Source organism: Shewanella sp. Arc9-LZ, from assembly GCF_010092445.1.
GTDB lineage: Bacteria > Pseudomonadota > Gammaproteobacteria > Enterobacterales > Shewanellaceae > Shewanella.
Genome location: NZ_CP048031.1, coordinates 3,164,712 through 3,190,676 on the forward strand (window position 1 = coordinate 3,164,712; position 25,965 = coordinate 3,190,676).

General features: G+C 42.8%; 22 protein-coding genes. 4 read left to right on the forward strand and 18 right to left on the reverse strand.

Annotation, left to right across the window (positions count from 1 at the left end):
* Window positions 1-32: 32 nt before the first annotated feature.
* From pstB to GUY17_RS13560, 3 genes are read right to left on the reverse strand one after another with little or no spacing between them, the layout of a single operon-like run.
* Window positions 33-851: a phosphate ABC transporter ATP-binding protein PstB gene (gene pstB, locus GUY17_RS13550; protein ID WP_101086707.1), complete on the reverse strand. Its 819-nt coding sequence runs from the start codon at window positions 849-851 to the stop codon at window positions 33-35.
* Between the two features lie 26 nt (window positions 852-877).
* Complete coding sequence (gene pstA / locus GUY17_RS13555) at window positions 878-2,539, reverse strand: phosphate ABC transporter permease PstA (RefSeq protein ID WP_162023451.1); 1,662 nt, start codon at window positions 2,537-2,539, stop codon at window positions 878-880.
* A gap of 58 nt (window positions 2,540-2,597) precedes the next feature.
* On the reverse strand, window positions 2,598-4,853 hold the full coding sequence (locus GUY17_RS13560; RefSeq protein ID WP_101086705.1) for an ABC transporter permease subunit: 2,256 nt from the start codon (window positions 4,851-4,853) through the stop codon (window positions 2,598-2,600).
* A gap of 196 nt (window positions 4,854-5,049) precedes the next feature.
* Here GUY17_RS13560 and GUY17_RS13565 point away from each other — a divergent pair, with 196 nt between their 5' ends.
* The 4 genes from GUY17_RS13565 to GUY17_RS13580 all read left to right on the forward strand — a co-directional run bounded on the left by GUY17_RS13565 (window position 5,050) and on the right by GUY17_RS13580 (window position 7,951).
* Window positions 5,050-5,556, forward strand: coding sequence for a glycine cleavage system protein R (locus GUY17_RS13565; RefSeq protein WP_011636830.1), 507 nt, complete (start codon window positions 5,050-5,052; stop codon window positions 5,554-5,556).
* Window positions 5,557-5,650: 94 nt separating this feature from the next.
* A complete protein-coding gene (locus GUY17_RS13570; protein WP_101086704.1) occupies window positions 5,651-6,469 on the forward strand; it encodes a DUF2797 domain-containing protein in 819 nt (272 codons plus the stop codon).
* A gap of 304 nt (window positions 6,470-6,773) precedes the next feature.
* Window positions 6,774-7,379: a LysE family translocator gene (locus tag GUY17_RS13575; RefSeq protein ID WP_101086703.1), complete on the forward strand. Its 606-nt coding sequence runs from the start codon at window positions 6,774-6,776 to the stop codon at window positions 7,377-7,379.
* Between the two features lie 29 nt (window positions 7,380-7,408).
* Complete coding sequence (locus GUY17_RS13580) at window positions 7,409-7,951, forward strand: DUF1415 domain-containing protein (protein ID WP_101086702.1); 543 nt, start codon at window positions 7,409-7,411, stop codon at window positions 7,949-7,951.
* 862 nt (window positions 7,952-8,813) lie between these two features.
* On the opposite strand, the gene GUY17_RS13585 is transcribed toward GUY17_RS13580, so the two are convergent.
* From GUY17_RS13585 to GUY17_RS13655, 15 genes are all read right to left on the reverse strand, one after another.
* Window positions 8,814-10,814 (reverse strand): methyl-accepting chemotaxis protein, encoded by a 2,001-nt coding sequence (locus tag GUY17_RS13585; RefSeq protein WP_162023452.1) that lies wholly within the window; start codon window positions 10,812-10,814, stop codon window positions 8,814-8,816.
* Between the two features lie 296 nt (window positions 10,815-11,110).
* Complete coding sequence (locus GUY17_RS13590; protein WP_162023453.1) at window positions 11,111-11,917, reverse strand: alpha/beta fold hydrolase; 807 nt, start codon at window positions 11,915-11,917, stop codon at window positions 11,111-11,113.
* Window positions 11,918-11,942: 25 nt separating this feature from the next.
* Window positions 11,943-12,308 carry a hypothetical protein gene (locus GUY17_RS13595; protein ID WP_162023454.1) on the reverse strand — a complete coding sequence of 122 codons (366 nt, stop codon included), beginning with the start codon at window positions 12,306-12,308 and terminating at the stop codon, window positions 11,943-11,945.
* A gap of 175 nt (window positions 12,309-12,483) precedes the next feature.
* Window positions 12,484-14,076, reverse strand: a complete 1,593-nt coding sequence (locus GUY17_RS13600; protein ID WP_101086698.1) for an ABC-F family ATPase — start codon at window positions 14,074-14,076, stop codon at window positions 12,484-12,486.
* Between the two features lie 355 nt (window positions 14,077-14,431).
* Complete coding sequence (locus tag GUY17_RS13605) at window positions 14,432-15,382, reverse strand: hypothetical protein (RefSeq protein ID WP_162023455.1); 951 nt, start codon at window positions 15,380-15,382, stop codon at window positions 14,432-14,434.
* A gap of 185 nt (window positions 15,383-15,567) precedes the next feature.
* Window positions 15,568-16,488, reverse strand: a complete 921-nt coding sequence (locus GUY17_RS13610; RefSeq protein WP_162023456.1) for a M14 family metallocarboxypeptidase — start codon at window positions 16,486-16,488, stop codon at window positions 15,568-15,570.
* Window positions 16,489-16,565: 77 nt separating this feature from the next.
* The gene (locus GUY17_RS13615; RefSeq protein WP_162023457.1) at window positions 16,566-17,531 is read right to left on the reverse strand and encodes a DMT family transporter; all 966 of its coding nucleotides are present in this window, start codon (window positions 17,529-17,531) and stop codon (window positions 16,566-16,568) included.
* 7 nt (window positions 17,532-17,538) lie between these two features.
* Window positions 17,539-17,745, reverse strand: coding sequence for a hypothetical protein (locus tag GUY17_RS13620; protein WP_162024368.1), 207 nt, complete (start codon window positions 17,743-17,745; stop codon window positions 17,539-17,541).
* 203 nt (window positions 17,746-17,948) lie between these two features.
* The gene (locus tag GUY17_RS13625) at window positions 17,949-18,707 is read right to left on the reverse strand and encodes an SDR family oxidoreductase (protein ID WP_011636818.1); all 759 of its coding nucleotides are present in this window, start codon (window positions 18,705-18,707) and stop codon (window positions 17,949-17,951) included.
* Window positions 18,708-18,719: 12 nt separating this feature from the next.
* Window positions 18,720-19,619: a 3-hydroxyisobutyrate dehydrogenase gene (mmsB, locus tag GUY17_RS13630; RefSeq protein WP_162023458.1), complete on the reverse strand. Its 900-nt coding sequence runs from the start codon at window positions 19,617-19,619 to the stop codon at window positions 18,720-18,722.
* A gap of 14 nt (window positions 19,620-19,633) precedes the next feature.
* Window positions 19,634-20,752 (reverse strand): enoyl-CoA hydratase/isomerase family protein, encoded by a 1,119-nt coding sequence (locus GUY17_RS13635; protein ID WP_162023459.1) that lies wholly within the window; start codon window positions 20,750-20,752, stop codon window positions 19,634-19,636.
* The gene (locus GUY17_RS13640; RefSeq protein ID WP_162023460.1) at window positions 20,752-21,534 is read right to left on the reverse strand and encodes an enoyl-CoA hydratase; all 783 of its coding nucleotides are present in this window, start codon (window positions 21,532-21,534) and stop codon (window positions 20,752-20,754) included. Before GUY17_RS13640 ends, GUY17_RS13635 begins: the two co-directional genes overlap by 1 nt.
* Before the next feature lie 50 nt (window positions 21,535-21,584).
* Window positions 21,585-22,742: an acyl-CoA dehydrogenase family protein gene (locus GUY17_RS13645; RefSeq protein WP_162023461.1), complete on the reverse strand. Its 1,158-nt coding sequence runs from the start codon at window positions 22,740-22,742 to the stop codon at window positions 21,585-21,587.
* A gap of 165 nt (window positions 22,743-22,907) precedes the next feature.
* Complete coding sequence (locus tag GUY17_RS13650; protein WP_162023462.1) at window positions 22,908-24,401, reverse strand: CoA-acylating methylmalonate-semialdehyde dehydrogenase; 1,494 nt, start codon at window positions 24,399-24,401, stop codon at window positions 22,908-22,910.
* 166 nt (window positions 24,402-24,567) lie between these two features.
* Complete coding sequence (locus GUY17_RS13655) at window positions 24,568-25,758, reverse strand: acetyl-CoA C-acyltransferase (protein ID WP_162023463.1); 1,191 nt, start codon at window positions 25,756-25,758, stop codon at window positions 24,568-24,570.
* Between the last annotated feature and the right edge of the window lie 207 nt (window positions 25,759-25,965).

The following is a 25,965-nucleotide window of genomic DNA, read 5'->3' on the forward strand; positions in this document are numbered from 1 at the left end:
CTGTATGTTAATTAAAAGCGTTTTAAGCAAGATTAACCGTAACGACCAGTAATATAATCTTCTGTTTTACGCTTTTTAGGGGTCGTGAAAATGGTGTTGGTATTAGCGTACTCAACCAATTCACCCATGTACATAAAGGCCGTTTGATCTGACACTCGTGCCGCTTGTTGCATGTTATGCGTCACAATCACCACGGTATATTTTTGCTTTAACTCAGTAATCAATTCTTCAATAGTTAACGTTGAGATTGGGTCAAGTGCTGACGTTGGCTCATCGAGTAATAATACTTCTGGCTCAATGGCAATGGCACGGGCAATCACCAAACGTTGTTGCTGACCACCGGATAAGCCAAATGCATTGTCATGTAGACGGTCTTTCACTTCGTCCCAAATCGCTGCGCCACGCAATGAACGCTCTGCCGCTTCGTCTAAATCACGACGATTACTTAACCCTTGCAAACGTAAACCATACACCACGTTTTCGTAAATTGACTTAGGGAACGGGTTAGGACGCTGAAACACCATACCGACGTTACGACGTAGTGCTGCTACATCGACTTTCTTGTCATAAATGTTCTGCCCATGAAGTAAGATTTCACCTTCAATTTTACAACTATCAACCAAATCATTCATGCGGTTAATACAACGTAACAGCGTTGATTTACCGCAACCACTTGGGCCGATAAATGCCGTAACTTGTTTTTTAGGGATCTTCATCGACACATCAAATAGCGCTTGTTTGTCACCGTAACGTAAATCAAGATTACGGATTTCAAGTGCGGTATCCTGTGCCGGTAAATTAGCTAAATCAACGGCTTCTGTTTGCATTGCTGAACTATCAATAGAAATCATTTTATCTTTCCTCAGGATATCGCTAATTAATGTTCTAGCGAACGGAATTTTTCACGTAAATGGTTGCGCACGCTGATAGCGGTTAAATTAAGAGCAACAATTACAGATACTAATAAGAACGAAGTTGCGTACACCAATGGGCGTGCAGCTTCTACGTTTGGGCTTTGGAAGCCTACATCGTAAATATGGAAACCTAAGTGCATGAACTTACGTTCTAAATGCACAAACGGGAAGTTCATATCAATCGGTAATGTTGGGGCTAATTTTACTACACCCACTAACATCAACGGCGCCACTTCACCGGCAGCACGTGCCACGGCTAAAATCAAACCAGTCATAATTGCTGGGCTTGCCATTGGAATCACAATGCGCCATAAGGTCTCGGCTTTAGTCGCGCCTAATGCCAAGCTGCCTTGACGTACCGCACTCGGAATTCGGCTTAAACCCTCTTCGGTTGATACAATCACCACCGGCAAGGTTAAAATGGCTAAAGTTAATGCAGACCAAATCACCCCAGGAGAGCCAAATGTCGGTGCTGGTAACGCTTCAGGGAAGAACAATTGGTCAATTGAGCCGCCCATCATGTACACAAAGAAACCTAAACCAAACACACCATAAACAATTGACGGTACACCGGCTAAGTTAATCACCGCAATACGGATAAGCTTAGTAATAGGGCCTTTCTTGGCGTATTCGTGCAAGTAAATAGCAGCGACAACTCCAAATGGCGTCACAATAACGGCCATGAGCATCACCATAAATACCGTGCCAAAAATAGCGGGGAAAACACCACCTTCAGTATTGGCTTCACGCGGGTCATCACTCACAAAGCGACCTATTCCCACAAACCAGTGACCCACTTTACCTAGCAAACTCATGTGATTGACATAACTTACGTCTAAAATTGAGTCCAGTTGCAAGGTGACTTCAACACCGCGCATGTCTTTAATCACCACAGAATCACGCGCCGCTTTATCACGCAGGGCAAACAAGTCTTTTTCAAGCACTAAGTAGTCTTGGTTAAGCTGTTCGATTTGCGCCTTGATATCCGCTTTACGCTCAGCCGTTAATTCACCATCAAGCTCATAACCACGCTCTTTCAAACGTAGACGTTCCATTTGATAATTTATCGAGCCAATATCGCTTTTTTGCAACGCCAAGGCTTCGTCAGAAATTGCCACTGCGCGGTCGATATGGTCAAACAAAGACGCTTCTATGTCTGCTTCATTAGTTAACTCTAAACGTTTACCGTCTTCGATTACCGCAACAGGATAACCGTAAAAATTACCGTTTTTAGTTCGTTCAAGTTTAGCGACATCAGCAGGCATAGAGCGGCTAACGATATCGGTTCCTAAAATCCAACGAAAATCTAAACCAACAAACTCACGGTTACCGGTTTTTACCAAGTAACGAGTAACAAACTCACCAGGGTGTTTGGCAAATTTATGACCAGCTGAAATTAAGCGCTCTGTAGGCACCTCTTCACGGTCGTAAATCTCACCAATTAAGGTACTTTTAACACCATTGTTGTCTTCGAGTTGCCATTCATAAACATCAGCAGGCCAAAAGTAACTCAAGCCACGCCAAGCGATTAACAGTAATAAGCCTAAAACGGCAATCAAACTGATACTAACGGCACCACCGGTCATCCAAATCCACGGTGAACCTGATTTAAACCACTTACCCATTGCACAAACCTCTCAAGGCGATTGGCGAATTAATCATTAATTGAGTCATCATCTTTCCTTACAGTGAGCTATAACGTTCGCGTAAACGTTGGCGAACAACTTCAGCAATGGTATTAAAGAAGAAGGTGAACACGAACAATACAAAGGCAGCTAAGAACAATACGCGATAATGCGTACTGCCAATGGCCGACTCAGGCATTTCTACGGCAATGTTTGCCGCTAAGGTACGCATACCTTCAAATACACTCCACTCAAGGATTGCAGTATTACCGGTAGCCATTAACACAATCATGGTTTCACCCACTGCACGGCCTAAGCCCATCATGATAGCCGAGAAAATACCCGGACTGGCGGTAAGCAATACCACCTTGGTCAGGGTTTGCCAGTTTGTTGCACCCAGTGCCAAACTGCCGTTTGATAAATGACGTGGTACAGAGAAAATCGCATCTTCAGCAATCGAGAATATGGTTGGAATGACCGCAAATCCCATGGCAATACCCACAACCAGCGCATTACGTTGGTCGAATGTGATGCCTAAATCATTGGTAATAAATTGACGAGTATTGCCGTCAAATAACGCCACTTCAATTATTGGGCTGATTTCAAAGGAGAACCAACCAATAAATAGAATCACTGGCAATAGCATTAACTCTTGATAGGTTTCAGGTAAGCGCTGCTTCCATTTTTCTGGCAATTTACTCCAAGCAAATGCAGTGGCAAGTATTGATGTGGGCAATAACATCAACAACACCACAATGCCGGGCAAATGATCTTCAATCAGTGGCGCTAACCATAAACCAGCCAAGAAACCTAAAATAACCGTCGGTAATGCTTCCATGATTTCAATGGTAGGCTTTACTACATTACGCACTTTAGGTGTCATGAAGTAAGCGGTATAAATCGCCCCCGCAATCGCCAATGGCGCAGCGAATAGCATGGCGTAAAATGCCGCTTTCATGGTACCAAATGCCAGTGGCATTAAGCTCAACTTGGCTTCAAAGTCGTCAGAACCAGAAGTGGACTGCCACACATATTGTGGTTCAGGGTAACCTTCGTACCATACTTTTTCCCACAGTGCGCTCCACGATATTTCTGGATGATCATTTTCAACAGAGAAAAGGTTAAGTTTGTTATCGGCTTCAATCACCAAGGCGTTTGAACGCGGGCTAAAGCCCATTTTACCTGGGTTAGTTAACTGAAATTTCTCGTCGAATAACTGACGTTCACTGGTTGTATAAAGCAGGGTTAATTCGCCATCTGCACTCAACACTGCAAAGCTTTTACGATAAAACTCTGTCGCCATTACACTGACTGGAGCAAGGTCATCAAACTCACGAATCTGCTGATATAAACGACCTTTTTCGCTATTAACTTGGAAGTACTGACTCACAATACCGCTGTCATAACTCACCAATATAGAGCTTGCTCCGGCAAGTAAATTGACTTGCTTAACTTCAGCATTCACTTTTTTAACATCGACAACTTGTAGTAACTCAATAGAGTCGGCATCGCGAGTGTTATAAATAAATAGTTTATTATTGGTACTCAAAATAAGCTGACGATGATCTGGAGTCATTATCGCTGATATAACATGATTAGGTGCATCATCAATAAACACTTCAACAGATGACCATTCAACTTCCTCAGTCATCATGTTTTCTTCGCCTTCTTGACGATTAAGCTTCCAAGCACCATTGGCATTTTGGTAAGCAAAGCTCATGCGGCTGTCGCTAAAATCAAACACCAGATTATAAACAGCGCCCTCACTATTAATCGTTAATGGCGTTTCTCCCATCGGATAACGTAAAGTCGGCGTAATCAAGCGTTTATTGTCTGGGTAGGTTAATCCAAACTCAATGCCGACAACAATCACTTGGCCGTTGCTCAGCCCTAATGCAAAACGTTGCTCACTTGGGCTCGATTTAGCACTGCTGGTGACCGTTGTGCCTTCAGGGATTTTTGGCTTAAAAGATGAAATCAATTCACCGCTCGCGGCTGAATAAAAGTCAACTACACCCGATTCGGTCACGCGATAGAGCACTTCGTTTTGTTCATCGCTGCCAACAGTTAAGGTTTTAACATCAGCGTGTTGATAGCTCACACTCGTAACAGGTTCTATATGTGCCCCATCAAAAATGGGCTTGATGACATACAGCAAATAGAAAAATATTAATAACAGGGTGACAAACACTAATGTGCCGCCAACGGTTACCCCAATCTCTGCTGCTTTATCCTTAAATGCTCTGCGGGTTGCATGTCTATCAACGAGTAGACTTTTTTCCGCAGAACCAGGTTTATTGACCTGACTTTCCATTAAGAACCTCTAATAATTAATCGATGCCATAATTAGCGCTTTGAATGTGTAGTCTACTATGCTAACAATAAATATTTATGACTAAATATATGAAAGTAAACAGCAGTAAAACAATAACACAATCTTAAGTGGCTGCGATTATATGACGTAAATATGACATTTGTGTTACAGACATTATTTATAGGAGAAATATCGAATGATGCGTTATCTTATTACTCTTCAAGCACCTGATAGAAAAGGCTTAGTAGAACAGATTGCCAATGTAGTAAGCCGCCATGGTGGCAACTGGCTAGACTCTGAAATGCGCCATATAGACGGTATTTTTGCAGCAATATTACAATTAGAAGTGCCTGCGCTAAAATGGGATGAGTTAATTGACGCCTTGGAATGCATTGACGGCTTAACCTTAACCTTCGCTAAAACAACCTTAAGTGCTAAACCTATTAAACATTTGCACTATAACTTAGTCGCATATGATCGCCCAGGGATTGTGTTGCATATATCTAATAAAATGAATGCCCTAGGCGTAAATATAGAACAATTTAGTAGCCAATATGAAACCGCCAGTCACACGGGCATTGCATTATTTAGAGCTACTATGGCATTAGGATTAACCGATCCGAGCCAAGAAGAGCAAATTACAGCATCACTGTATGAAATGGGTGATGATGTTGTATTAGATAAACTGAGTAAATCAGCATAAGTTAATTTAGACATTGAAAACCAATTAAGTCTAAAATCCGTTTTGATCCTCTGTTAAACTGCCACGAAATAATGATGATAAAAATGGATTAACCATGTTTGGAACGCTATCAAAACTGAAAACCCACCTCAATGATAACCATGAGGTGGAATATCATTTACCTGTTGGTGAAGCGCGTTTGGCGCTTAACCCGCTTATTGGTAAGTCATTAACCATGACTCATACAGGTAATATTTTTTGCAGCAACTGCGGTAAAAAGACTAAGAAAAGTTATTCTCAAGGTCACTGCTACGTATGCATGACAAAACTGGCCAGTTGCGACTTGTGTATAATGAAACCAGAAACATGCCATTTTGATCAAGGCACTTGCCGCGAACCTGAATGGGGCATATCAAATTGCTTTGTGCCCCACTACGTGTATTTATCGAATACATCAGGGATTAAAGTCGGCATTACTCGCCATACTCAAATCCCAACCCGTTGGATAGACCAAGGGGCGACTCAGGGCTTACCGATTTTTAAAGTGTCGACCCGTAAAATGTCGGGCTTAATCGAAATTGAATTAGCCAAATTCATTAACGACAAAACTCATTGGCAAGCTATGCTAAAAGGTCATAATGATGATGTCGATTTGGTTGAACAAGCAGCCCAACTTATTCCGCTAATTGAAGATAAACTGCAAGCGCTCGCAGTCGAATACCAAGACATTGTTATTGAACGCCTTGATGCCAACATTCAAGCGATTAGCTACCCAATTACGCAGTTTCCGGTGAAAGTTAAATCACACAACTTTGATAAAATTGCTGAAGTCACTGGTATTTTGCAAGGCATAAAAGGTCAATACCTTATTTTTGATACTGGGGTAATTAATATTCGTAAGTTTTCATCTTATGAAGTAGACGTTAGTTATTAAACTATCTAGCGATTAACTTGCTAATGACTTGTAACTTAATCGCTAAAAACCGTCTACATGCCGAAATAACGACTTCAAAGGTAAAATTTGAACTTGTTAAGTAAAAATGACCAACCAGAATTACACTTAGTAACTAATAATTTATTTGATAAATATCAAACCGTTAACAGTAAAACGAGTGTTTTTTTAGTCTTGAAATGACAAATTTAACCAAGCGTTAAAAAAATCATTATGGTGAATCACTCATTTCCCCTAGAATTCGATTTATAAAAATATCTTATTAATTCACTACAGAGACCCTTTCATGGAGTTAGTATTCGCCATTGCTTTATTTGCTTTTTCTGCCGGTATTACTCCTGGCCCTAACAACATTATGCTAATGACCTCTGGGGTTAATTTTGGTATTAAGCGCAGTATTCCGCACTTAATGGGTATTAGCTTGGGTTTTCCGACCATGATATTAGCGGTCGGGCTTGGGTTAAGTGCAATATTTCAAGCTTATCCTTTTATTCATATTGTGATTAAAGTGATTGGTATTAGTTACCTACTTTATCTGTCATGGTTAATTGCCAATAGCAGCAGTAAAATGGAAGGTAAAAAAGTAAGCAAACCGTTTAGCTTTTTACAAGCGGCAGCATTTCAATGGGTAAATCCAAAGGGATGGATTATGGCGGTAGGTGCCATTGCTACATTTACCTCAGTACAACAAGAGATCAATAGCCAAGTCGTGACCATTGCCAGCGTATTTTTATGCGTGGCATTTCCGTGTGCGATTGTTTGGTTAGGGTTTGGCGTGGCACTTAAACGTTTACTTAAAAATGAGCGTCAGCAACGTATTTTTAATATCACAATGGCTTTATTATTAGTGGCATCGATCATTCCAATGATGTTACCGCCAGCAACCCACTAATCAATTTTTTAGCGTTAAAAGGTTAACTAATGGAACAACATGAATGTCTTACTCATACTGAAAATTGGGTAAAAGATGTCATTATGAAATACAACATTTGTCCGTTTGCCCGTCGAGAAGTCGAACGCGCTAGCATTCGTTATGTTGCCATTGAAGAAACTAAAACAAAGTCTGTGTTAAAGGCGCTAATTGAAGAGTGCCAATACTTAGATAATCATCCTGAAACTGAAACCACGCTGTTTATTTTGCCGCGAGGTTTTGAAGGTTTTTACCCTTATTTAGATTTAGTCGATTACGCTACCGATGAGTTAATTGAGCAAGGCTATGAAGGTGTTTATCAATTAGCGACCTTTCATCCGGACTATTGTTTTGAAGGTGAACCACAAGACAGTGCGGCTAATTTTACCAATCGCTCCCCCTACCCTTGTTTGCATATTATCCGTGAAGCCAGCATGGAAATGGCATTAGCCAACTATACTGATCCTGAATCCATTCCTGAGCGAAATATAGCTTTTGCGGAACGTAAAGGCAGCGATTTCTTTGTCCAATTACTGCAGCATTGCACCAAATGAGTTGAGAAAGGTAACCGGCGGTAAAGAGCGGTATCAAGCGATGACAAGCGATGACAAGCGATTAACAGCCTAGAGACTAGGACGGACTTCGTCCTGCTAGACGCTGCGCGGCTATAAGAGCAGATTAAGCGAGCAAGTGATGAAAACGATAACAAGCGATGACAAGCGTTCTAGCATCTAGGCTCGTTCGCTGTTCTCTCGCTTGTCATCGCCCTTACCGCTTGTTATCAATTTATAGCCTAGAGACTAGGGCGGACTTCGTCCTGCTAGACGCTGCGCGGCTATAAGAGCGGATAACAGTTGGATCCGTGGTGTAGCAAAAAACCTTCAGACTTAGTCGCTCAAGCTTTTATAGCCTCTAGCCGCGAAGCGTTCTAGCATCTAGGCTCGTTCGCTGTTCTCTCGCTTGTCATCGCCCTTACCGCTTGTTATCAATTTATAGCCTAGAGACTAGGGCGGACTTCGTCCTGCTAGACGCTGCGCGGCTATAAGAGCGGACAATAGTTGGCTCCGTGGTGTAGCAAAAAACCTTCAGACTTAGTCGCTCAAGCTTTTATAGCCTCTAGCAGCGAAGCGTTCTAGCATCTAGGCTCGTTCGCTGTTCTCTCGCTTGTCATCGCCCTATAGCCTAGAGACTAGGGCGGACTTCGTCCTGCTAGACGCTGCGCGGCTATAAGAGCGGATAACAGTTGGATCCGTGGTGTAGCAAAAAACCTTCAGACTTAGTCGCTCAAGCTTTTATAGCCTCTAGCAGCGAAGCGTTCTAGCATCTAGGCTCGTTCGCTTGTTATCGCCCTTACCGCTTGTTATCGCTTGTTATCGCTCGTTACCGCTTGTTACCGCTTGTTATCGATTTATCGCCTTAGCTTTTAGAAAGGATAAATTTGCTGACTTGTTGTGACATGTCACTGGCATCACTTAATAGATTGTCATTGAGCAAAGCAATCTGTTGTGATATCTCCTGTGTATGGTGATAGATATCGGTGATTTTCATCGCATTACGATTTACTTCTTCTGCTACGGCCGATTGTTCATGTGTTGAAGCGGCAATTTGTTGGTTCATGCTGTCAATCACGCTAACGTGTTGAGCAATCAATTTAAGCTCATTGCCTGCATGTTGTGACTCGGTAACGCTTTGTTGTGCTTGTACTTGGCCTCGCTGCATAGCACTTACGGCAGTGGCTGCACCCGCTTTAAGGCGCTCGGTCATCGCTTTAATGTCTTCTGTTGAACGTTGTGATCGCTGAGCTAAAGTACGAACCTCATCGGCAACAACGGCAAAACCTCTTCCTTGTTCGCCCGCTCTAGCAGCTTCAATTGCCGCATTTAATGCGAGTAAATTAGTTTGGTCAGCAATAGAGCTGATGACCGCTAAAATGGTCACAATATCTTGTACATCTTTATCTAAACGTTCAATACTTTGTGCGGCATTAGCTATCTCTTTAGCCAACAATTGAATCGCATCGCTAGTTTTACTGACATCATTGTTGCCACTCTGCACTTCGATATTGGCATTGGCTGAAGCTTCTGAAACCTGTACCGCATTGGCAGCAATTTCATGGACGGTTGCGCTCATTTCTGTCATAGCAGATGCAACTTGTTCGGCTTCTGACGAACCTTGTTCAACATCGGCTTGCATTGAACGAGTAAAGCCATTCATTTGTTCAACGGCATGAACCAAACTCAATGCATTTCGACGTACGTGGGTAATAACGTGTTCAAATTCTGCCATCATTTGATTAAATGCTATCGAGATTTGGCCAAACTCATCATCAGATTGATGGCTTAAGCGAGTGGTTAAATCAAACTGAGTACCAGCATGCAATATCTGCTTGTGTAGCTGACTTAAACTACGATGCAAATAGCGAGAAACAACCATGCTCATCACAATAGCAAAAATCAGCGCCAGCAATAACACCGCGCCTGTGAGATACATATGCTCAGTTGCTTGTGACAATTTGTCTTGGCTTAATTGCGACAAATCTTGGCTGAATTGTTTTTCAAGCTGAGTTAACAGCTCAATACGTACCGTTGCGATTTTAAACCAATCTTCAGGGCTTTGCTGCGCCATTGCAGCGCTGTCTTGTGCAAAAGCAATTTCACGAAGTTGACTAACATTTGCCATAGCACTGTCTTGTTGGGCTTGTTTAAAAATGCGAATGTTTTCTGGGCTAGCTGCGGCAATAAACCGTTCGGCATAAGTTTGTTGTTCCGCCACCAGAGTGACAAACTTTCGATATAACCCAGGGGGGAATTCACTGCGACCAAAAGTTGTGCTGAGTACTGCTCGCTCTATTCCTGCGCGTTCTTTTAATTGTAAAAATGCTGCGAACGCTTTGAGTGTTATACCTATTTGGCTATCTACACTCTGACTAGCTGCATTATCGACCATTGATAATAATAGGGTGTTGATGCGGGTATAATAACTAACTTGCTCTGCGACACTGATGTTAAGGGCCGTGACATTATTACGCATTTGGCTTAGCTGATTAAATGCTGAAGCAACTTCATTATATGTGGATTGTAATTGTTGCGGAAAATCGTCTTGCTGAGCAACAAGATTAAAACGTTGAATTTGTATGTCTGTTTGAGCACGTTGAGTCACTAAATTGTCTTTAAATGCTTGTCCTTTAGAGCCGAGGAAACCGGCACTCATACCTCGCTCTTTTTGCAGTTCATGTACTAAGGAGCTATTGATAATGGCAACCTGGGTTAAATCAATAACCAGTGCTAACTGATGCTGAGTTTTGTACTCATTATTAAGGTACATACCACCGAATAAAATACTGGTTAATAAAGGGGGAATGACAAGTAAGGCCAGTTTACGCGAAATATTGAGGTTGCTAATCCATTGCCAATTCATACATCATCCTTCTTAAAACACTTGCGATAAGTAAATTTTTCTTCACTGAACCATAAACTAGATTAATAGATTTTGGTAAGTTATTTACAACAAACTCAGATCTTGCTCACAGCTAATTTAGTTTCTTTTAATTTAATAATGCTTTAAATACATATAATTGAATAGTGAAAGTTATTCCACCTGCGTTAACGCCATACTTACGACATTGTCGGACAATAAAATCAATGAATGTTTTTATCGTGAATGGTTGCAGCGATAAACAAACTAAACACTATTTTTAGACCATCAATAACAACTTATAAACTGAGGCAAAACTCACTGATCAATTCAGGCCATTCATTAACCTCATCTATCGAGGCTGCAATGTGTAAGGTCGAATTAGGTATTGTGGCATGTAATTGAATGGCAGTTTCTATGGGATGGGTCTTGTCGCCGTGCCACGCTAAAATCAGGGTTGGCATGGTCAGTTCGGCAAGTTGCTGCTTACTGGGCAGATCGTTAAGGGCGGCAGCGCGAAACAAATGATCTAGCGTTTGACGTGTCATTAGTTTTAATCCGTCGAGCATGCCTAATACACTATGTTCATGACCATTAATCAGCCAACTTGGAAGTAATTTATCCCAATGTTTAGCGTTTATTTTAGCTAAACCTTTACCACCAAAAATGCGCGCTGCTTTGGCCATTTTATGATATTCGCCTACTTGTACTGCACGAGCATGCCATGCTGTGGGCGGGTTCATCAAGATTAACCCTTTTACCTTATGCGGATGTTTTAATGCTGCGAACAAACACGTAGCACTGCCCATTGATTGGCCACCTAAAATAAGCGATGGCGTTGCGTTAAAGTGCGTCGCGATACTTATCATGTCATTGGCCAGTTCTGGCCATACATAGTCTTCTACGCACTTACCGGCAGAAGATAAGCCATGGCCAACGGCATCATAGCGAATAAGCTGTAATTTTTTAGGAAACCGATGCCAGGCATATAAACCAATCGCATCTTCACTTTGGATACTGCCGGTTGACCCATGAGCCCAAATCAAAGTTTGTCCTTTACCATTAATGGAACAATTAAATTGATTGATATTAAATTGCTCTGTCATGATGCGGCACTCCTAATGAGGTTATTTATCCTCTTACTATTTCAATCAACCTATTAATAAATAATTTGATTGCATCTGTGGTATCAAACCGAAATGCTAAACCGTAATGAATTTCACTTAAGCCTTTGTTACGACGAGTTGGAAATCGGGTCATTTGAGCATTGTGATAGTAATCATATTTCGCGTGTACCCCGTCAATCGTAGCCAGCTCAGTGGAAAAAACTTCAAATGCCGGACGAATGATCAGTAATGGCGTTTTTCCTTCTACATGCAAATAAACTGGCTCTTTTAACTCAGGTAGCATGTATTCGGTGACATTCTTAATATTAAAATTAGTACGACATTGCAGTTCATTCAAGGTTGATGCGACTTGTTCAAGGGTGATGCTCATAAAGTAGATGCCTGTGCTGGAGAATGTCATTGATTTATATCACTAGAGTATATGGCCTAGCCGAATAAATAAAAACAAAAAGCCCCGAACAATTGTTCAGGGCTAATGGTGTTAATCAGTGGGCATTGGTTACAAACAATGCTGGTTACTGACAGTACTGGTTATAAAACCAGAATTACGCGTCAATACCTTTACTCACTAAGAATTCGTCGTAAGTGCCTTTAAAGTCATTAATTCCGTTAGGAGTCACTTCAAGAATACGAGTGGCTAGTGACGATACAAATGCACGGTCATGAGACACGAACATTAACGTCCCTTCGTATTTTTCAAGCGCGTTGTTTAATGACTCAATAGATTCCATGTCCATGTGGTTGGTTGGCTCATCGAGTAATAAAATGTTCGGCTTTTGCATGATAAGTTTACCGAAATACATACGGCCTTTCTCACCACCAGATAATACTTTAACTGACTTTTTAATGTCATCTGCACCAAACAGCATACGGCCTAAAATACCGCGTACAGATTGATCATCGTCATTTTCTTTGCGCCATTGGCTCATCCACTCGAACAAGGTCATTTCATTAGCAAAATCTGCTTCATGGTCCTGGGCGTAGTAACCAATATTGGCATTTTCAGACCAATTAATGGTGCCATCGTCTTGCGGGATATCATGTACTAAAGTACGTAACAAGGTGGTTTTACCCACACCGTTTTGACCCAAGATAGCAATACGTTCACCCACTTCAACCATTAGGTTAAGTTTGCTGAACAATGGTGTGTCGTAACCTTTGGCTAAGTTTTCAACCACTAATGCATTACGGAACAATTTCTTTTCTTGTTCAAAACGAATAAACGGATTGACGCGGCTTGATGCTTTGATGTCATCTAGCTTAATTTTATCAATTTGCTTAGCGCGTGATGTAGCTTGTTTCGCTTTAGATGCGTTAGCAGAGAAACGGGCGACGAAGGTTTGTAATTCAGCAATTTGCGCTTTCTTCTTGGCGTTGTCACTCATTAAACGTTCACGTGATTGCTGTGCAGCCATCATGTATTCGTCGTAGTTGCCAGGGAACACTCGTAGCTCACCGTAATCTAAGTCAGCCATGTGAGTACACACTGAGTTTAAGAAATAACGGTCATGCGAAATAATAATCATGGTGCTGTTACGTTGATTCAACATGTCTTGTAACCAACGAATAGTATCGATGTCCAAGTTGTTGGTAGGTTCATCAAGTAGCAGTAAATCTGGATTTGAGAATAGTGCTTGCGCCAATAACACACGCAATTTAAAACCTGGAGCAATTTCACTCATTAAACCAAAGTGTTGCTCAATGGAAATACCTACACCTAGTAGTAAGTCACCTGCGCGGGATTCAGCAGTGTAACCGTCCATTTCAGCAAATTCCATCTCAAGCTCAGACACTTTGATGCCGTCTTCTTCGCTCATTTCAGGTAAAGAATAAATACGGTCACGTTCTTGCTTTACTTTCCACAGTTCTCTGTGGCCCATGATCACAGTATCGACTACTGAAAAGTTTTCGTAGGCAAACTGGTCCTGGTTTAATTTACCCATGCGTTCGTTAACATCTATAGAGACGTTACCGCTTGATGGCTCTAAATCACCGGCAAGGATTTTCATAAAGGTGGATTTACCACAACCATTCGCGCCAATTAAACCGTAGCGATTACCGCCACCAAATTTTACTGAGAGATTTTCAAACAGTGGCTTAGCGCCAAACTGCATCGTGATGTTAGCTGTTGTAATCAAAATGAAATTCCAAATCGTGTTGTGTGTTAAAGCCCATATCAAATTGTAGTCTACTTGCTCGAGTTGACATCTATATGACTCAAGCAAACAAAAATGATATTGAAACTGGCATACGGCAGAGCCGAGGTAAATACGAAGCGCGATAGTGTAAGGATTTTTGGCCTAATTATCAACCTAGCAATGATACAAATACTGCCCGTTTTGAGATGTGACGGTGATGAAAGGAGTATTTGCGCGTCATTATAAATGTCTAAATAGCGATAATGCGTCAGTGTTGATTTAATGCCGAAAACCTAGAGCCGCTTTCGGCATCAACCATAACCTTGTGAACCGTTTAGTAAAAATCTTAATTACATTATACCTTTGCAGGTTCAGCCACATCATCTGAGAGAGTTTCAGCTTGGGTAAAGCAGTTTTGTAGAATTTTTTTAGACGGATATACGCCCACAGTGCTATCAATCATCTGCGCATCAAAATCGATAATAATTGGAATTAAATTAGTTGCTTTGGTGATTTGACGTTTTCTCAATGCTTTCAATATATTGATGTCTACTTTTGAAGGAGTGCTGTCGAAAGTAAAATACAGATAATGGATCGTACTTTGAGACGTCATCCCTAGGGTTTTCTTCAACCCAAGTAACGCAGTAAATAACTGCTCATGCTGAGCTTGAACTTGCTCAATTGACACCTTACCCATATCAATTACAGATATTGAAATAATATTGTTAAAATACTTTTTCGCCGCAATAAATGCTATTCCTTCAACTTTGGGTTTACCTTCTGTCTCGATAACAGATAGGTCTAACTCAGTAAAGTCATTGCTATTGATTAAGATATCTTTCAATCGCTCACGCCCAGTCGCTAACGAGCTAAAATAAGCCGCCTTTTTTTGCATGCGCTGTCTAACGTAAAGTGCTAATGAGCCACAAAGCAGTAAAAAAACTATTTTCCCACCGATACGATGCCAGAAATCGAGGTATGGAGCTTTAGGTAATACCACGCCAGCCTCTAAAACGAGTCCAGTGACTTCCAAGGGGGTTAAGTCTATATACAAGTCTTGTTGTGACAACATTCCAGCAAAACGGCCATCATAATTCCACAGTGGTAGAAACAATATATCAACAGATTTATAGATATAACCTACATCAATGAATTCACCATCTTGTGTTTGAAAACGTGGATCATCAGGAAGTGCCACAACAGGTACAATGTTTTCACCACCAAAAGAGATTAAACCCGCTTTGGCGTGTGCAAGAAGGGGCGTCATTAATAAACAGAATAGACATAGCAACAGAGTATTTTTCATTTTAATCCTTTATTAATAAAAAATAGGCGACTAGCGAGGAGGCTAATCAATAACCGAGGAACCACAGGTTTTAACAGCGATGAGTCTTTTAGATTCCATTCAAACAGCGACTCACCGCCATTATACTAAAATATGTCTAGACGACAACGGCATCGCTTGTAATCGTCTATATCACTTAACGTTTTTTAGAGCTTCAAATAACCAATAAGATAATCCAATCCACCAGTGATAGCGGCGACTTGAGCATCGTTACATTCTTGCGCTGTCACGTTTGGACTGTCTGGATAAACCTCTGTGGTGGTATTGAAGTGATTGTCAGTAATACCAGCACATAAACTGAGTTTTTTGACCGGATAGTTAATCACCCCAAATTGCTCAATCGGTACTTCAATTAATTGTCCATTATCGTCAGGCGCGATATGAGTCACTTTAGCCACTGAATCAATCACTGCTTTTTGGAACGCTGGAGTTGGGTTATCACTGTCGCCGACTAGGTAGAAACCGTCAGGAATAATGCCTTTATCGTATTCAACGCCATCTCGAGCAGACAACAAAGGTCTAAACTCTAACTCATCGGTGTCGGTGGTTTCATGCAAATCAATGTGGGCATACACCTCACCTAAACTCGCGACAAAAGCTATCAATGCAGCAGACTCTTCTGCTGGGCTATCGGCATAAAAAGATCGATTAGGATCGATGGCTTTCGGGTTCCAGCGGTTAACGGTTTCATAACCCCACGGGCTAACACACGGCGCGATGGCCACATTAAAATACTGAGTATAATCCTGTGCTTTAGTGGCTAAAAACTGAATCGCGCCATGAACACCGCTGGTTTCATAACCGTGTACGCCACCGGTCACCAAAATGGTTTTTTTATTGCTATCCCACTGCTGAGATTTAAATGCAAACAGTGGATACTTATCAGCGTCATAAGATAATGCGCCGTATTGTACTTGTTCAAACGGACCAGTAATCTGAGCCAGTTTACTCACCACTTCATCTTGATATGAGCGTTTTATGGCAACTTGTGCTAACCATTGTGCTTTATCTGCATCGGTCCATTTTTGACCTGGAGTACCAATTGGATACGGTGTTGAATTGCTCATATTACCTCGTTAATCATTTATTTTATTGAGTTATGTATGTGTAAGTCACTTGGTTTTATCTGATGTTTATTGCTCAATTATCTGCTTATTGAGAGGGCCGGCTTATTAACAGGATGGGTTTTGGCAAAGATAACCAATGCAATCCCAACAAAAATAATGCCAGCCGATACACCTAGATGAAAACTGATTACTTCATCTAAAAAGAGAATGCCACCCACAGCGGCAATAACAGGCACGGTTAGTTGTAAAACCGCGGCATGGGTTGATGTGAGTCCACGCAATGCTTGATACCACAACGCATAACCAATACCCGAAGCAATTGCACCTGATAAGACGGCTAACAACACTCCTTTGGCAGACAATACCGTTGCTTGTGGTATTGAGACTAATTGCAACGCTGAGGTTAATTGAGGTAAGAGCCACACCACCAATATCATCACCGCGACCAGAGGTAAACTGCGAATAAAGTTATAACCTGTATCAAATAATGGGTTAACTGACTTTTTGCCAAGCAAAGTATATCCACCCCAAGCACAGCCGCTGATCGCCATTAGTACTAAGCCGGTCATCGAAGGCGCACTCACGCCGGGCAGCACTAAATAAGCAAAACCACTAAAAGCCAATAATGCGCCAATCCATTCAAGTAGGGTTAAGCGTTGGCCTTGAACATAGCTGATTAACATCATGCTAATTTGCACCGCGGCAAACAAAATCAACGCACCAGTGGCGGTATCGAGTAGCACATAGGCGTATGAAAAAGTCACCGCGTAGATAAACAGTAATCCACCCGCAAACATGCTGCCACGACTAGCAGAGTTACTCACTGTGGTTTTAGTACCTCGCAACAGCATTAATAACCACAATACCAACGCACCAGCAACTAAACGAATAGCAGTAAAACTACTGGGATCTATAAGTGCAGGAGTTTGTTGGGTCGATAATGCCATACGACACAACACTGAATTTGCAGCAAAGGCGACCAAGGCAATTAAGGTATACAAAGCGATAGAAAACCTTGATAAAAATGCGGATAAGCTAGACATAACAGAGCTACTTAGTCGATTTTTTGAAACTGAGTTTATGAGTAAACCACTGTATTACAGCTACTTGCTGTACATGGGTTAAGCCAAAGTAAACACAAATCCACGGTGAAATGAGTAAAAACCACGGGAGCGCCGCAGTCGAGCGACCTGAAAACAATAAATACAAAAAACCGCCATAGATAATAATCACGCCCAGAATGCCTACGATTAGCATGATTTTTTTAAGCAGGTATTCTAACTTCGCCACGTCATTAATCCTTAAAAGTAAAAAAGCCACGCCGAGCATAAGCTCGGCGTGACAACATCATAACAAACTGAATGCAGGGAATACCAATCACATTCATTATATGAAAGTGCGCAACGCGTTATATTGCATTGGGCGAACAGATAATGAGCACAATGAATATACTCTATCGCTTATAAGCGAATACCGCCGTCAATTTCAAATACACGGCCGTTAACGTAATCGTTTTCAATAATAAAACGTACGGTTGCAGCCACTTCTTCAGGCTGACCTAAGCGCCCTACTGGGACCATTTTTTCTAAACGCTCTAATGCTTCAGGTTTCATCGCTGCGGTCATTTCGGTAGCAATAACACCAGGAGCCACAGCGGCACTGCGAATATTATGACGGGCTAACTCTTTTGCCCACCCAACCGACATTGCAGCAACGCCTGCTTTAGACGCTGAGTAGTTAGATTGTCCCATGTTACCGGCTTTAGCAACGCTAGAGATATTAATAATTACCCCTGCTTGCTTGGTTTCAATCATCGCTGCTGCGGCTTCACGGCCACATAAAAAAGTGCCGGTTAAGTTAACATTGATGACAGACTGAAACTGCTGATACGACATGCGATCGGTGACAACGCCATCTTTGGCTTTAATCATTAGCCCATCACGTAAAATACCGGCATTGTTAATTAACACATTCACTTTGCCAAAGTCTTCAACGATAAATTTAAAGCCAGAGACCACATCTTCTTCATCAGTAATGTCTAGGGCGTAACCTTGAACTTCAGTTACAGAACCTAAATCAGCACAAGCTTGTTCAAGTTTAGCCTGATCAACATCGATAAGCGCCAATTTAGCACCTTGGGCAGCTAAATCATGCGCCATAGCGAGACCTAACCCACCAGCTCCGCCAGTAATGACGACAACCTTATCTTTTAATTCCATCAACTGAATCCTTTATTTTTTCTTTGAAAATTGTTCAAAAATACTCGAAAAATCGCGACGACCATGGCCTTGGCGAGCATGATTAACATATAAACTGCGAGCCAGAGAACCCATTGGTGTGCTTGAATTAGAGGCGACCGCCGCTTCTTGCGACAACCCTAAATCTTTAACCATCAAGTCAACCATAAAGCCACCTTGGTAATCTTTTGACGACGGCACATTTTCCATCACATCTGGGCATGGATTGTACTTTTCTAACGTCCAGTTACCGCCGCTGCTGACTTTCATGATATCAGACAACACTTTAGGATCTAAACCATTATCCAAACCAAGTTGTAATGACTCGCTAGTACCCACCATTAACACAGACAACAGCATGTTATTACAAATTTTAGCAATTTGACCTGCACCTACTGCACCAGCGTGAAAAATATTGCCGCCCATAACCGTTAATACCGTTTGCGCTTGTTGATAGGCTGCTTCACTACCACCACAAATAAAGGTTAAGGTACCGGCTGCCGCGCCTGCTGTGCCGCCTGATACTGGCGCATCCATAAATTCGATGCCCTTCTCAGCGGCTTTTGCTCCCACTAAACGGGCACTGTCGGCATCTATGGTTGAGCAATCTATCAGTAATGCCTGTTTAGACACTACATCTAACAAACCTTTATTATTGTCATCGCCTAGGTACAAGCTGCGAACATGCTTGCCTGCTGGCAGCATGGTAATGACAAAATCAGCGGCTGCCGCTGCGCCGCACGCGGTTTTAGCACTGAGTGCGCCTTGCGCCGTTAACGCTTCTACTGCGACAGGGTTTAAGTCAAACACAGTGACTGTCATACCCGCGTTAACTAAATTGGCAGCCATTGGGCCACCCATGTTACCTAAACCAATAAATGCTACTGTTGCCATTTCGTTAATCCTTTTTAAGTAAAGTCTGCTAATGGGTGTCTATCTTCAGCCCAAGGCGAGGTAACCAATTGGGTCACTTTATTCGCATCCACTGAGTCTACATCTGCAAATAACCATTTAGGTTGGCGATCTTTATCAATCAGTAAGGCGCGAACACCTTCGCAAAAATCACCCATAGAGCAACAATTGACACTCACACCCAACTCCCACTTAAAGCAATCAGCTAAGCTAAGTTCTGTGCCAAGTTCTGCCTGAGCAAAAATCAAGTGCCAGCTAATAGGACTGCCAGCTAAGGCGGTTTTTTGGGCTCGTTTTAGCCAATCAAGCTCAGTGTTTAATGTCGATAATTGATGATGCACATCAAGGATGTCACCCGTCATCAACAAATCAATTTGTGCTTGGAATTGTTGCAGTGGGCTAACGGATAATGCCGCTAAGTGTGGCTGACTCATATTGGTCAACAATCCGCTTAGCAGTTGATGATTTATCTCACTATCTTGACTCCAAGCCAGTTCAGCCATGGCATCGAATAACGGCTCTTTTTCATCGCTATTAAGAAGATGATTTCCTAAGCCGACATACAGCGCATCTGCACAGTTCATGTTGTAAGCGGTTAAGCCTAAAAACAACCCTGTTTTTCCCGGCATACGGTTTAAAAAGTAACTGCCGCCAACGTCTGGGTATAAACCAATGGTCACTTCAGGCATTGCAATACGGCTACGCTCGGTAACAACACGATGGCTCCCTCCCGCCATTAGCCCGAGTCCACCGCCCATAACAATGCCGTCACCCCACACTAAAACGGGTTTGCCGAATTGATGCAGTAAATAATCAAGTTGGTATTCTTGGGTAAAGAACTCACACGCCTCTGTGGTCATGTTGTTCGGATTGGCGATGGATGCATGGTAAATGGCACGTACATCTCCACCAGCGCAAAAGGCTTTTTCGCCGGCGCCATCAAGCACAACACACGCAATACTGTCGTCTTGTTGCCATTTAGTGAGTTGTGCTTGCATTGCTGCAACCATGTCGAGGGTTAATGCATTAAGTGCTTTTTCAATATTCAGAGTTACCACGCCAATAGATTGACCTGATAACGTGCCTAAGGTTTGAAATATTACATCTTGAGTCATTAGCAATTCTTCCAGTTTGGGGCGCGTTTTTGTAAAAAGGCCTTCACACCTTCAGCCTGATCTTCGGTATTAAATAAGCCAACAAACAGTTCACGCTCAAGCGGTAATGCTTGAGTTCGCGGCATAGTTCGTCCAGCTTGAATAAGGGTTTTACATACGCTGACACTGCTAGGTGATTGCTTAGCCACTTTCGCTGCTAACGCCACTGCGGCATCTAAGACATGGCCTTGTTCAACGACTTCTTCCACTAAGCCAATTTTTTCAGCCTTCGCAGCATCAATACGCTCGCCACATAAAATCATCCGTTTTGCCCAACCTTCACCCACTAATGCGGTTAAGTTTTGGGTGCCACCAGCACAAGGCAGTAAACCCACTGAGGCCTCAGGCAATGCCAATTGGGCTTGCGCTTCTGCAATTCGTAAATCACAAGCTAATGCCACTTCTAACCCTCCGCCCATGGCATAACCATTAATGGCTGCAATAGATACACCTCTAAACGCACTTAAGGCTTCAAACGCTTCGCCGAAATGTGTTGCCATGGAAGCTGCATTGTCTTTATCGCCGTCGGCAAACAAATTCAAATCAGCACCTGCTGAGAAAAACTTGTCACCTTGACCGGTGATCACAAGCGCATAAACATCTTTGTTTTGATTCAGTTCGAGCACGATATGTTTCAGCGCTTGCAAACTGTCAGCGGTCCAAGTATTAGCTGGCGGATTATTCAGAGTCAAAATGGCCGTGTGGCCGACTATATGTTTTAGAATTGCAGGGTGTGTAGTCATAATGCTATGTCCTTATGCTAAAGCTAGTGAGTCACGAGTGGAACCGCTAATTACAGGATCGGATGAGCATCGCTAGCGAGCAAACGGCGAGCAATAATCAGGCGCATAATTTCATTAGTGCCTTCTAAAATCTGGTGCACGCGCACATCTCTGAAATGACGTTCTAAAGGGTATTCACGGATATAACCGTAACCGCCGTGAATTTGCAGCGCACCGTCACACACTTGGAAACCTACATCGGTCGCAAAACGTTTCGCCATAGCACAATAAGCGCTGGCTTCAGGGTCTTGAGTGTCTAATTTAAAAGCTGCTAAACGTACCATTTGACGGGCAGCCACTAATTCGGTTGCCATGTCAGCCAGTTTAAACTGCAATGCTTGGAATGCCGCCAGCGGTTTACCAAATTGCTTACGCTCAATCATGTATTGAGTTGCGCGAGTCAGTGCAGCTTGCGCGGTGCCAATTGAACAGGTGGCAATGTTAATACGTCCGCCGTCTAGGCCTTTCATGGCAAAGGTAAAACCTTGGCCTTCTTCACCAAGTAAATTGGCAGCCGGTACACGCACGTTTTCAAAACTGATCATTCTTGTTGGCTGTGCGTTCCAGCCCATTTTATCTTCTGCTTTTCCGTAAGTGACGCCTACTGCATCAGCTGGTACGGCAATCGCTGAAATCCCTTTAGGGCCAGATTCACCAGTACGGCACATCACTACGAGTAACTCGGTTTCACCGGCACCAGAGATAAACATTTTTGAACCGGTGATCAAGTAATCATCACCATCACGCACAGCTTTAGTTTGCAATGAAGCGGCATCGCTGCCGGCACCAGGTTCTGTTAAACAGTAAGATGCTAATAACTGTCCTGTGGTTAAGCCTTCTGACCACTGCTTACGCAAGGTTTCGGTCCCCCACGTAGTCACCATCCAGGTTGCCATATTATGAATAGTTAACATTGCTGTGGTGGCTGTACAACCATGGGCTAATTCTTCAAAAATAATTGAAGCGTCTAAACGAGACAAGCCCATGCCGCCTTCTGATTCTGGCGAGTACAAAGAACAAAAGCCCAGTTCACCGGCTTTTTGAATAACATCTTTAGGAAAATGATGCTCTTCGTCCCACTTGGCGGCGAATGGCGCGAGTTCTTCGGCAGCGAATTGACGGGCTAAATCAGCAAACTGACGCTGATCTTCGTTTAAATTAAAATCCATGCTGGACTCCTAATATTGTCTTGAATGACTCTTGGGTCATTTATTGCCTTAGCCGCATACCGCTTTAAGCGGCTAACTCATTACTAGCTGCAATGGGAGGTAAGGTGGTCTTGTTGTTTAGCGAAAAATATTACCGTGACAGCGTCACGGCAATAAACATCATTTCTATTTAAGATCAATACTCATGTTAGGACCGCTAACGGCTTCTGAGTCAAACCAACGGGTGGTGATGGTTTTGGTTTCGGTGCAGAAACGTACCGCTTGCTTGCCGTAGGCGTGTTGGTCACCATAGAAACTGCCTTTCCAACCTGTGAATGAGAAGAAAGGTAATGGCACAGGAATTGGCACGTTAATACCCACTTGGCCTACTTCAATTTCATGTTGATATTTACGTGCAGCTCCGCCTGATGCAGTAAAGATTGAGGTACCGTTACCGTAAGGGCTGTTGTTAACCAGTTCGATAGCATCGTCTAAGTTATCCGCTTCCATACAACACAGTACCGGACCAAAAATCTCTTCTTTGTAAATGCTCATGTCGGTGGTGACATTGGTAAACATGGTTGGGCCAACCCAGTTACCCGACTCGTAACCTGCAACGGTGAAATCGGTTCCATCGAGTAAGCAATCAGCACCTTCAGCTTTACCCTGAGCAATCAATTTGAGTACGCGCTCTTTTGCTGCTGGACTGATAACAGGGCCGTAAGCAGCATCTTTGTCATCCCATAAACCAGGACGAACCTTAGCTAACGCGTCTTTTAGTTCAGGGATCCACTCTTTGGCTTTACCGACAAAAATCGCGACTGAAATGGCCATACAACGCTGACCAGCAGCACCCACAGAGGCTCCCACCATGTTATTGATCACTTGCTGCTTGTTCGCATCAGGCATGATCACACAATGGTTTTTAGCACCTGCAAACGCTTGCACACGTTTTAGGTTGTCGGTACCGGTTTTATAAATGTATTGGCCAACACCCACAGAGCCTACAAACGAAATCGCTTTAATGGCTGGGTCTCTTAGCAAGATGTCGACTGCTGTTTTGTCGCCATGAATAAGTTGTAACACGCCTTTTGGCGCGCCCGCTTCAACAAATAACTCCACTAAACGCTGTGGCGTCATTGGATCTTGTTCTGACGGTTTTAAAATAAACGTATTACCACAAGCGATAGATAACGGGAACATCCATAATGGGATCATCGCAGGGAAATTAAACGGAGTAATACCGGCACACACACCTAATGGTTGAGTGTAGCTATAGGTATCGATATTACGAGCGACGTTTTCAACGGTTTCGCCCATCATTAACGAGGCAACACCACAAGCATGTTCAGCAACTTCAATGCCGCGCCATACATCACCTTTAGCATCTTCAAAAGTTTTACCGGTCTCGTGAGCTAAAATAGTTGCTAGTTCATCGTGATGCTCTTTGAGCAAATGTTGATAACGCAACATGACGCGCGCACGTTCAGACACGGGGACTTCTTTCCAGGTTTTAAACGCTTCTTTGGCACTGTGAATGGCCTGCTCTACTTCGGCAGTAGTAGCGCAGTTAATTTTAGCAATAACGCTATTATTGGCTGGATTGGTCACATCAATATTGCGATCGCCGCTGCCATAAGTGAATTCGCCATCAATATAATGCTTAACTTGTGTGATCATGTTGTTTTCCTCGATCCTTGAACATCTTATGAGTGAATAACATCACTCGTATTGAGTTACTGCGCAGGTAATGCGATTTATTATGTTTGTCAGTCGCACATATTAAGTGGCTGCGTATATATTTACCTGTGCGGTGGTCTTGTCGAACTTAACTTGTATTGTCTATTTACACTTCTATCGCCATTGCTGTGGCTTCGCCGCCACCAATACATAACGATGCCACGCCGCGCTTAAGGCCGCGTGCTTTTAGGGCATAAATCAATGTGACTAGCAAACGCGCTCCAGAACAACCAATTGGGTGTCCCATTGCACATGCGCCGCCATTAACGTTGACCTTGCTGACATCTAAGTTCAACTCAGAAATCGCTAACATAGTGACCATGGCAAACGCTTCGTTGATTTCGTATAAATCGACGTCATCTTTGTTCCACTGCACTTTATCGAACAGTTTTTGCATCGCGCCAACCGGTGCGGTGGTGAACATTGACGGTTCTTGTGAATGGGTAGTATGACCTTTAATTGTTGCCATTACGGTTAATCCTAATTCAGCAGCTTTGTCGCGGCTCATTAGCATTAACGCTGCTGCGCCGTCTGATATTGAACTTGAGTTGGCAGCTGTAATTGTGCCGTCTTTGGTAAATGCAGGACGTAATGTCGGGATTTTTTCAGGGCGGGCGTTACCAGGCTGCTCGTCTATCTCAACCGTCACGTCGCCACGACGCGTGCTGATGGTTACAGGCACTACTTCATCTTTAAATGCGCCAGAGTTAATCGCTGCATTGGCTTTTTCCAGCGAACTTAATGCAAAAGCATCCATTTGCTCACGAGTTAAGCCAAAGTCATCTGCCGTTTTTTGGGCAAATGTGCCCATTGCACCACCGGTATAAGCGTCTTCAAGGCCGTCTAAAAACATGTGGTCCATTACTTTGCCGTGGCCCATGCGCATACCGCTGCGCGCTTTGTCGAGTAAATATGGTGCTTGGCTCATGCTTTCCATGCCACCCGCAACCACAACTTGACTGCTACCCGCTTTAATTAAATCGTGCGCTAACATGACGGTTTTCATGCCTGAACCACAAACTTTATTGACTGTTGTTGCACCAACACTTAACGGTAAACCTGCACCTAGAGTCGCTTGGCGAGCAGGCGCTTGGCCCAGACCGGCTGGCAATACACAACCCATCAATACTTCGTCAACAGCATCAACACAGATCCCCGTTTGGGCGATAAGACCTTTGATAGCGGTTGCTGCTAATACTGGAGAAGCTACCTCAGACAATGCCCCTTGAAACCCACCCATTGGTGTGCGTTTCGCGGCAACAATAACGATATCTTGACCTGTTTGCTCTGTACTCATAACCACTCCAATTTACTGCGCTTAAAAAATAACATCAATAATATGGATATCACTTTGACGTTGACGCGAACGTAAAGCAAGTAAAAAATGGTCTAAATGTTGATGTTAATTGATTGGAATTGTCAGTGAAGATTTACAGTTTAAGAATGTCACATTTGAATTTGATGTAAGATGTTGTTTTTTATAATACATATCAATATCTATTTA

What these genes read in the sequence shown, in the direction of transcription:
- pstB (WP_101086707.1), bottom strand. Translation starts at nt 851, where the DNA reads ATGATTTCTATTGATAGTTCAGCAATGCAAACAGAAGCCGTTGATTTA.
- pstA (WP_162023451.1), bottom strand. Translation starts at nt 2,539, where the DNA reads ATGGGTAAGTGGTTTAAATCAGGTTCACCGTGGATTTGGATGACCGGT.
- GUY17_RS13560 (WP_101086705.1), bottom strand. Translation starts at nt 4,853, where the DNA reads ATGGAAAGTCAGGTCAATAAACCTGGTTCTGCGGAAAAAAGTCTACTC.
- GUY17_RS13565 (WP_011636830.1), top strand. Translation starts at nt 5,050, where the DNA reads ATGATGCGTTATCTTATTACTCTTCAAGCACCTGATAGAAAAGGCTTA.
- GUY17_RS13570 (WP_101086704.1), top strand. Translation starts at nt 5,651, where the DNA reads ATGTTTGGAACGCTATCAAAACTGAAAACCCACCTCAATGATAACCAT.
- GUY17_RS13575 (WP_101086703.1), top strand. Translation starts at nt 6,774, where the DNA reads ATGGAGTTAGTATTCGCCATTGCTTTATTTGCTTTTTCTGCCGGTATT.
- GUY17_RS13580 (WP_101086702.1), top strand. Translation starts at nt 7,409, where the DNA reads ATGGAACAACATGAATGTCTTACTCATACTGAAAATTGGGTAAAAGAT.
- GUY17_RS13585 (WP_162023452.1), bottom strand. Translation starts at nt 10,814, where the DNA reads ATGAATTGGCAATGGATTAGCAACCTCAATATTTCGCGTAAACTGGCC.
- GUY17_RS13590 (WP_162023453.1), bottom strand. Translation starts at nt 11,917, where the DNA reads ATGACAGAGCAATTTAATATCAATCAATTTAATTGTTCCATTAATGGT.
- GUY17_RS13595 (WP_162023454.1), bottom strand. Translation starts at nt 12,308, where the DNA reads ATGAGCATCACCCTTGAACAAGTCGCATCAACCTTGAATGAACTGCAA.
- GUY17_RS13605 (WP_162023455.1), bottom strand. Translation starts at nt 15,382, where the DNA reads ATGAAAAATACTCTGTTGCTATGTCTATTCTGTTTATTAATGACGCCC.
- GUY17_RS13610 (WP_162023456.1), bottom strand. Translation starts at nt 16,488, where the DNA reads ATGAGCAATTCAACACCGTATCCAATTGGTACTCCAGGTCAAAAATGG.
- GUY17_RS13615 (WP_162023457.1), bottom strand. Translation starts at nt 17,531, where the DNA reads ATGTCTAGCTTATCCGCATTTTTATCAAGGTTTTCTATCGCTTTGTAT.
- GUY17_RS13620 (WP_162024368.1), bottom strand. Translation starts at nt 17,745, where the DNA reads ATGCTAATCGTAGGCATTCTGGGCGTGATTATTATCTATGGCGGTTTT.
- GUY17_RS13625 (WP_011636818.1), bottom strand. Translation starts at nt 18,707, where the DNA reads ATGGAATTAAAAGATAAGGTTGTCGTCATTACTGGCGGAGCTGGTGGG.
- mmsB (WP_162023458.1), bottom strand. Translation starts at nt 19,619, where the DNA reads ATGGCAACAGTAGCATTTATTGGTTTAGGTAACATGGGTGGCCCAATG.
- GUY17_RS13635 (WP_162023459.1), bottom strand. Translation starts at nt 20,752, where the DNA reads ATGACTCAAGATGTAATATTTCAAACCTTAGGCACGTTATCAGGTCAA.
- GUY17_RS13640 (WP_162023460.1), bottom strand. Translation starts at nt 21,534, where the DNA reads ATGACTACACACCCTGCAATTCTAAAACATATAGTCGGCCACACGGCC.
- GUY17_RS13645 (WP_162023461.1), bottom strand. Translation starts at nt 22,742, where the DNA reads ATGGATTTTAATTTAAACGAAGATCAGCGTCAGTTTGCTGATTTAGCC.
- GUY17_RS13650 (WP_162023462.1), bottom strand. Translation starts at nt 24,401, where the DNA reads ATGATCACACAAGTTAAGCATTATATTGATGGCGAATTCACTTATGGC.
- GUY17_RS13655 (WP_162023463.1), bottom strand. Translation starts at nt 25,758, where the DNA reads ATGAGTACAGAGCAAACAGGTCAAGATATCGTTATTGTTGCCGCGAAA.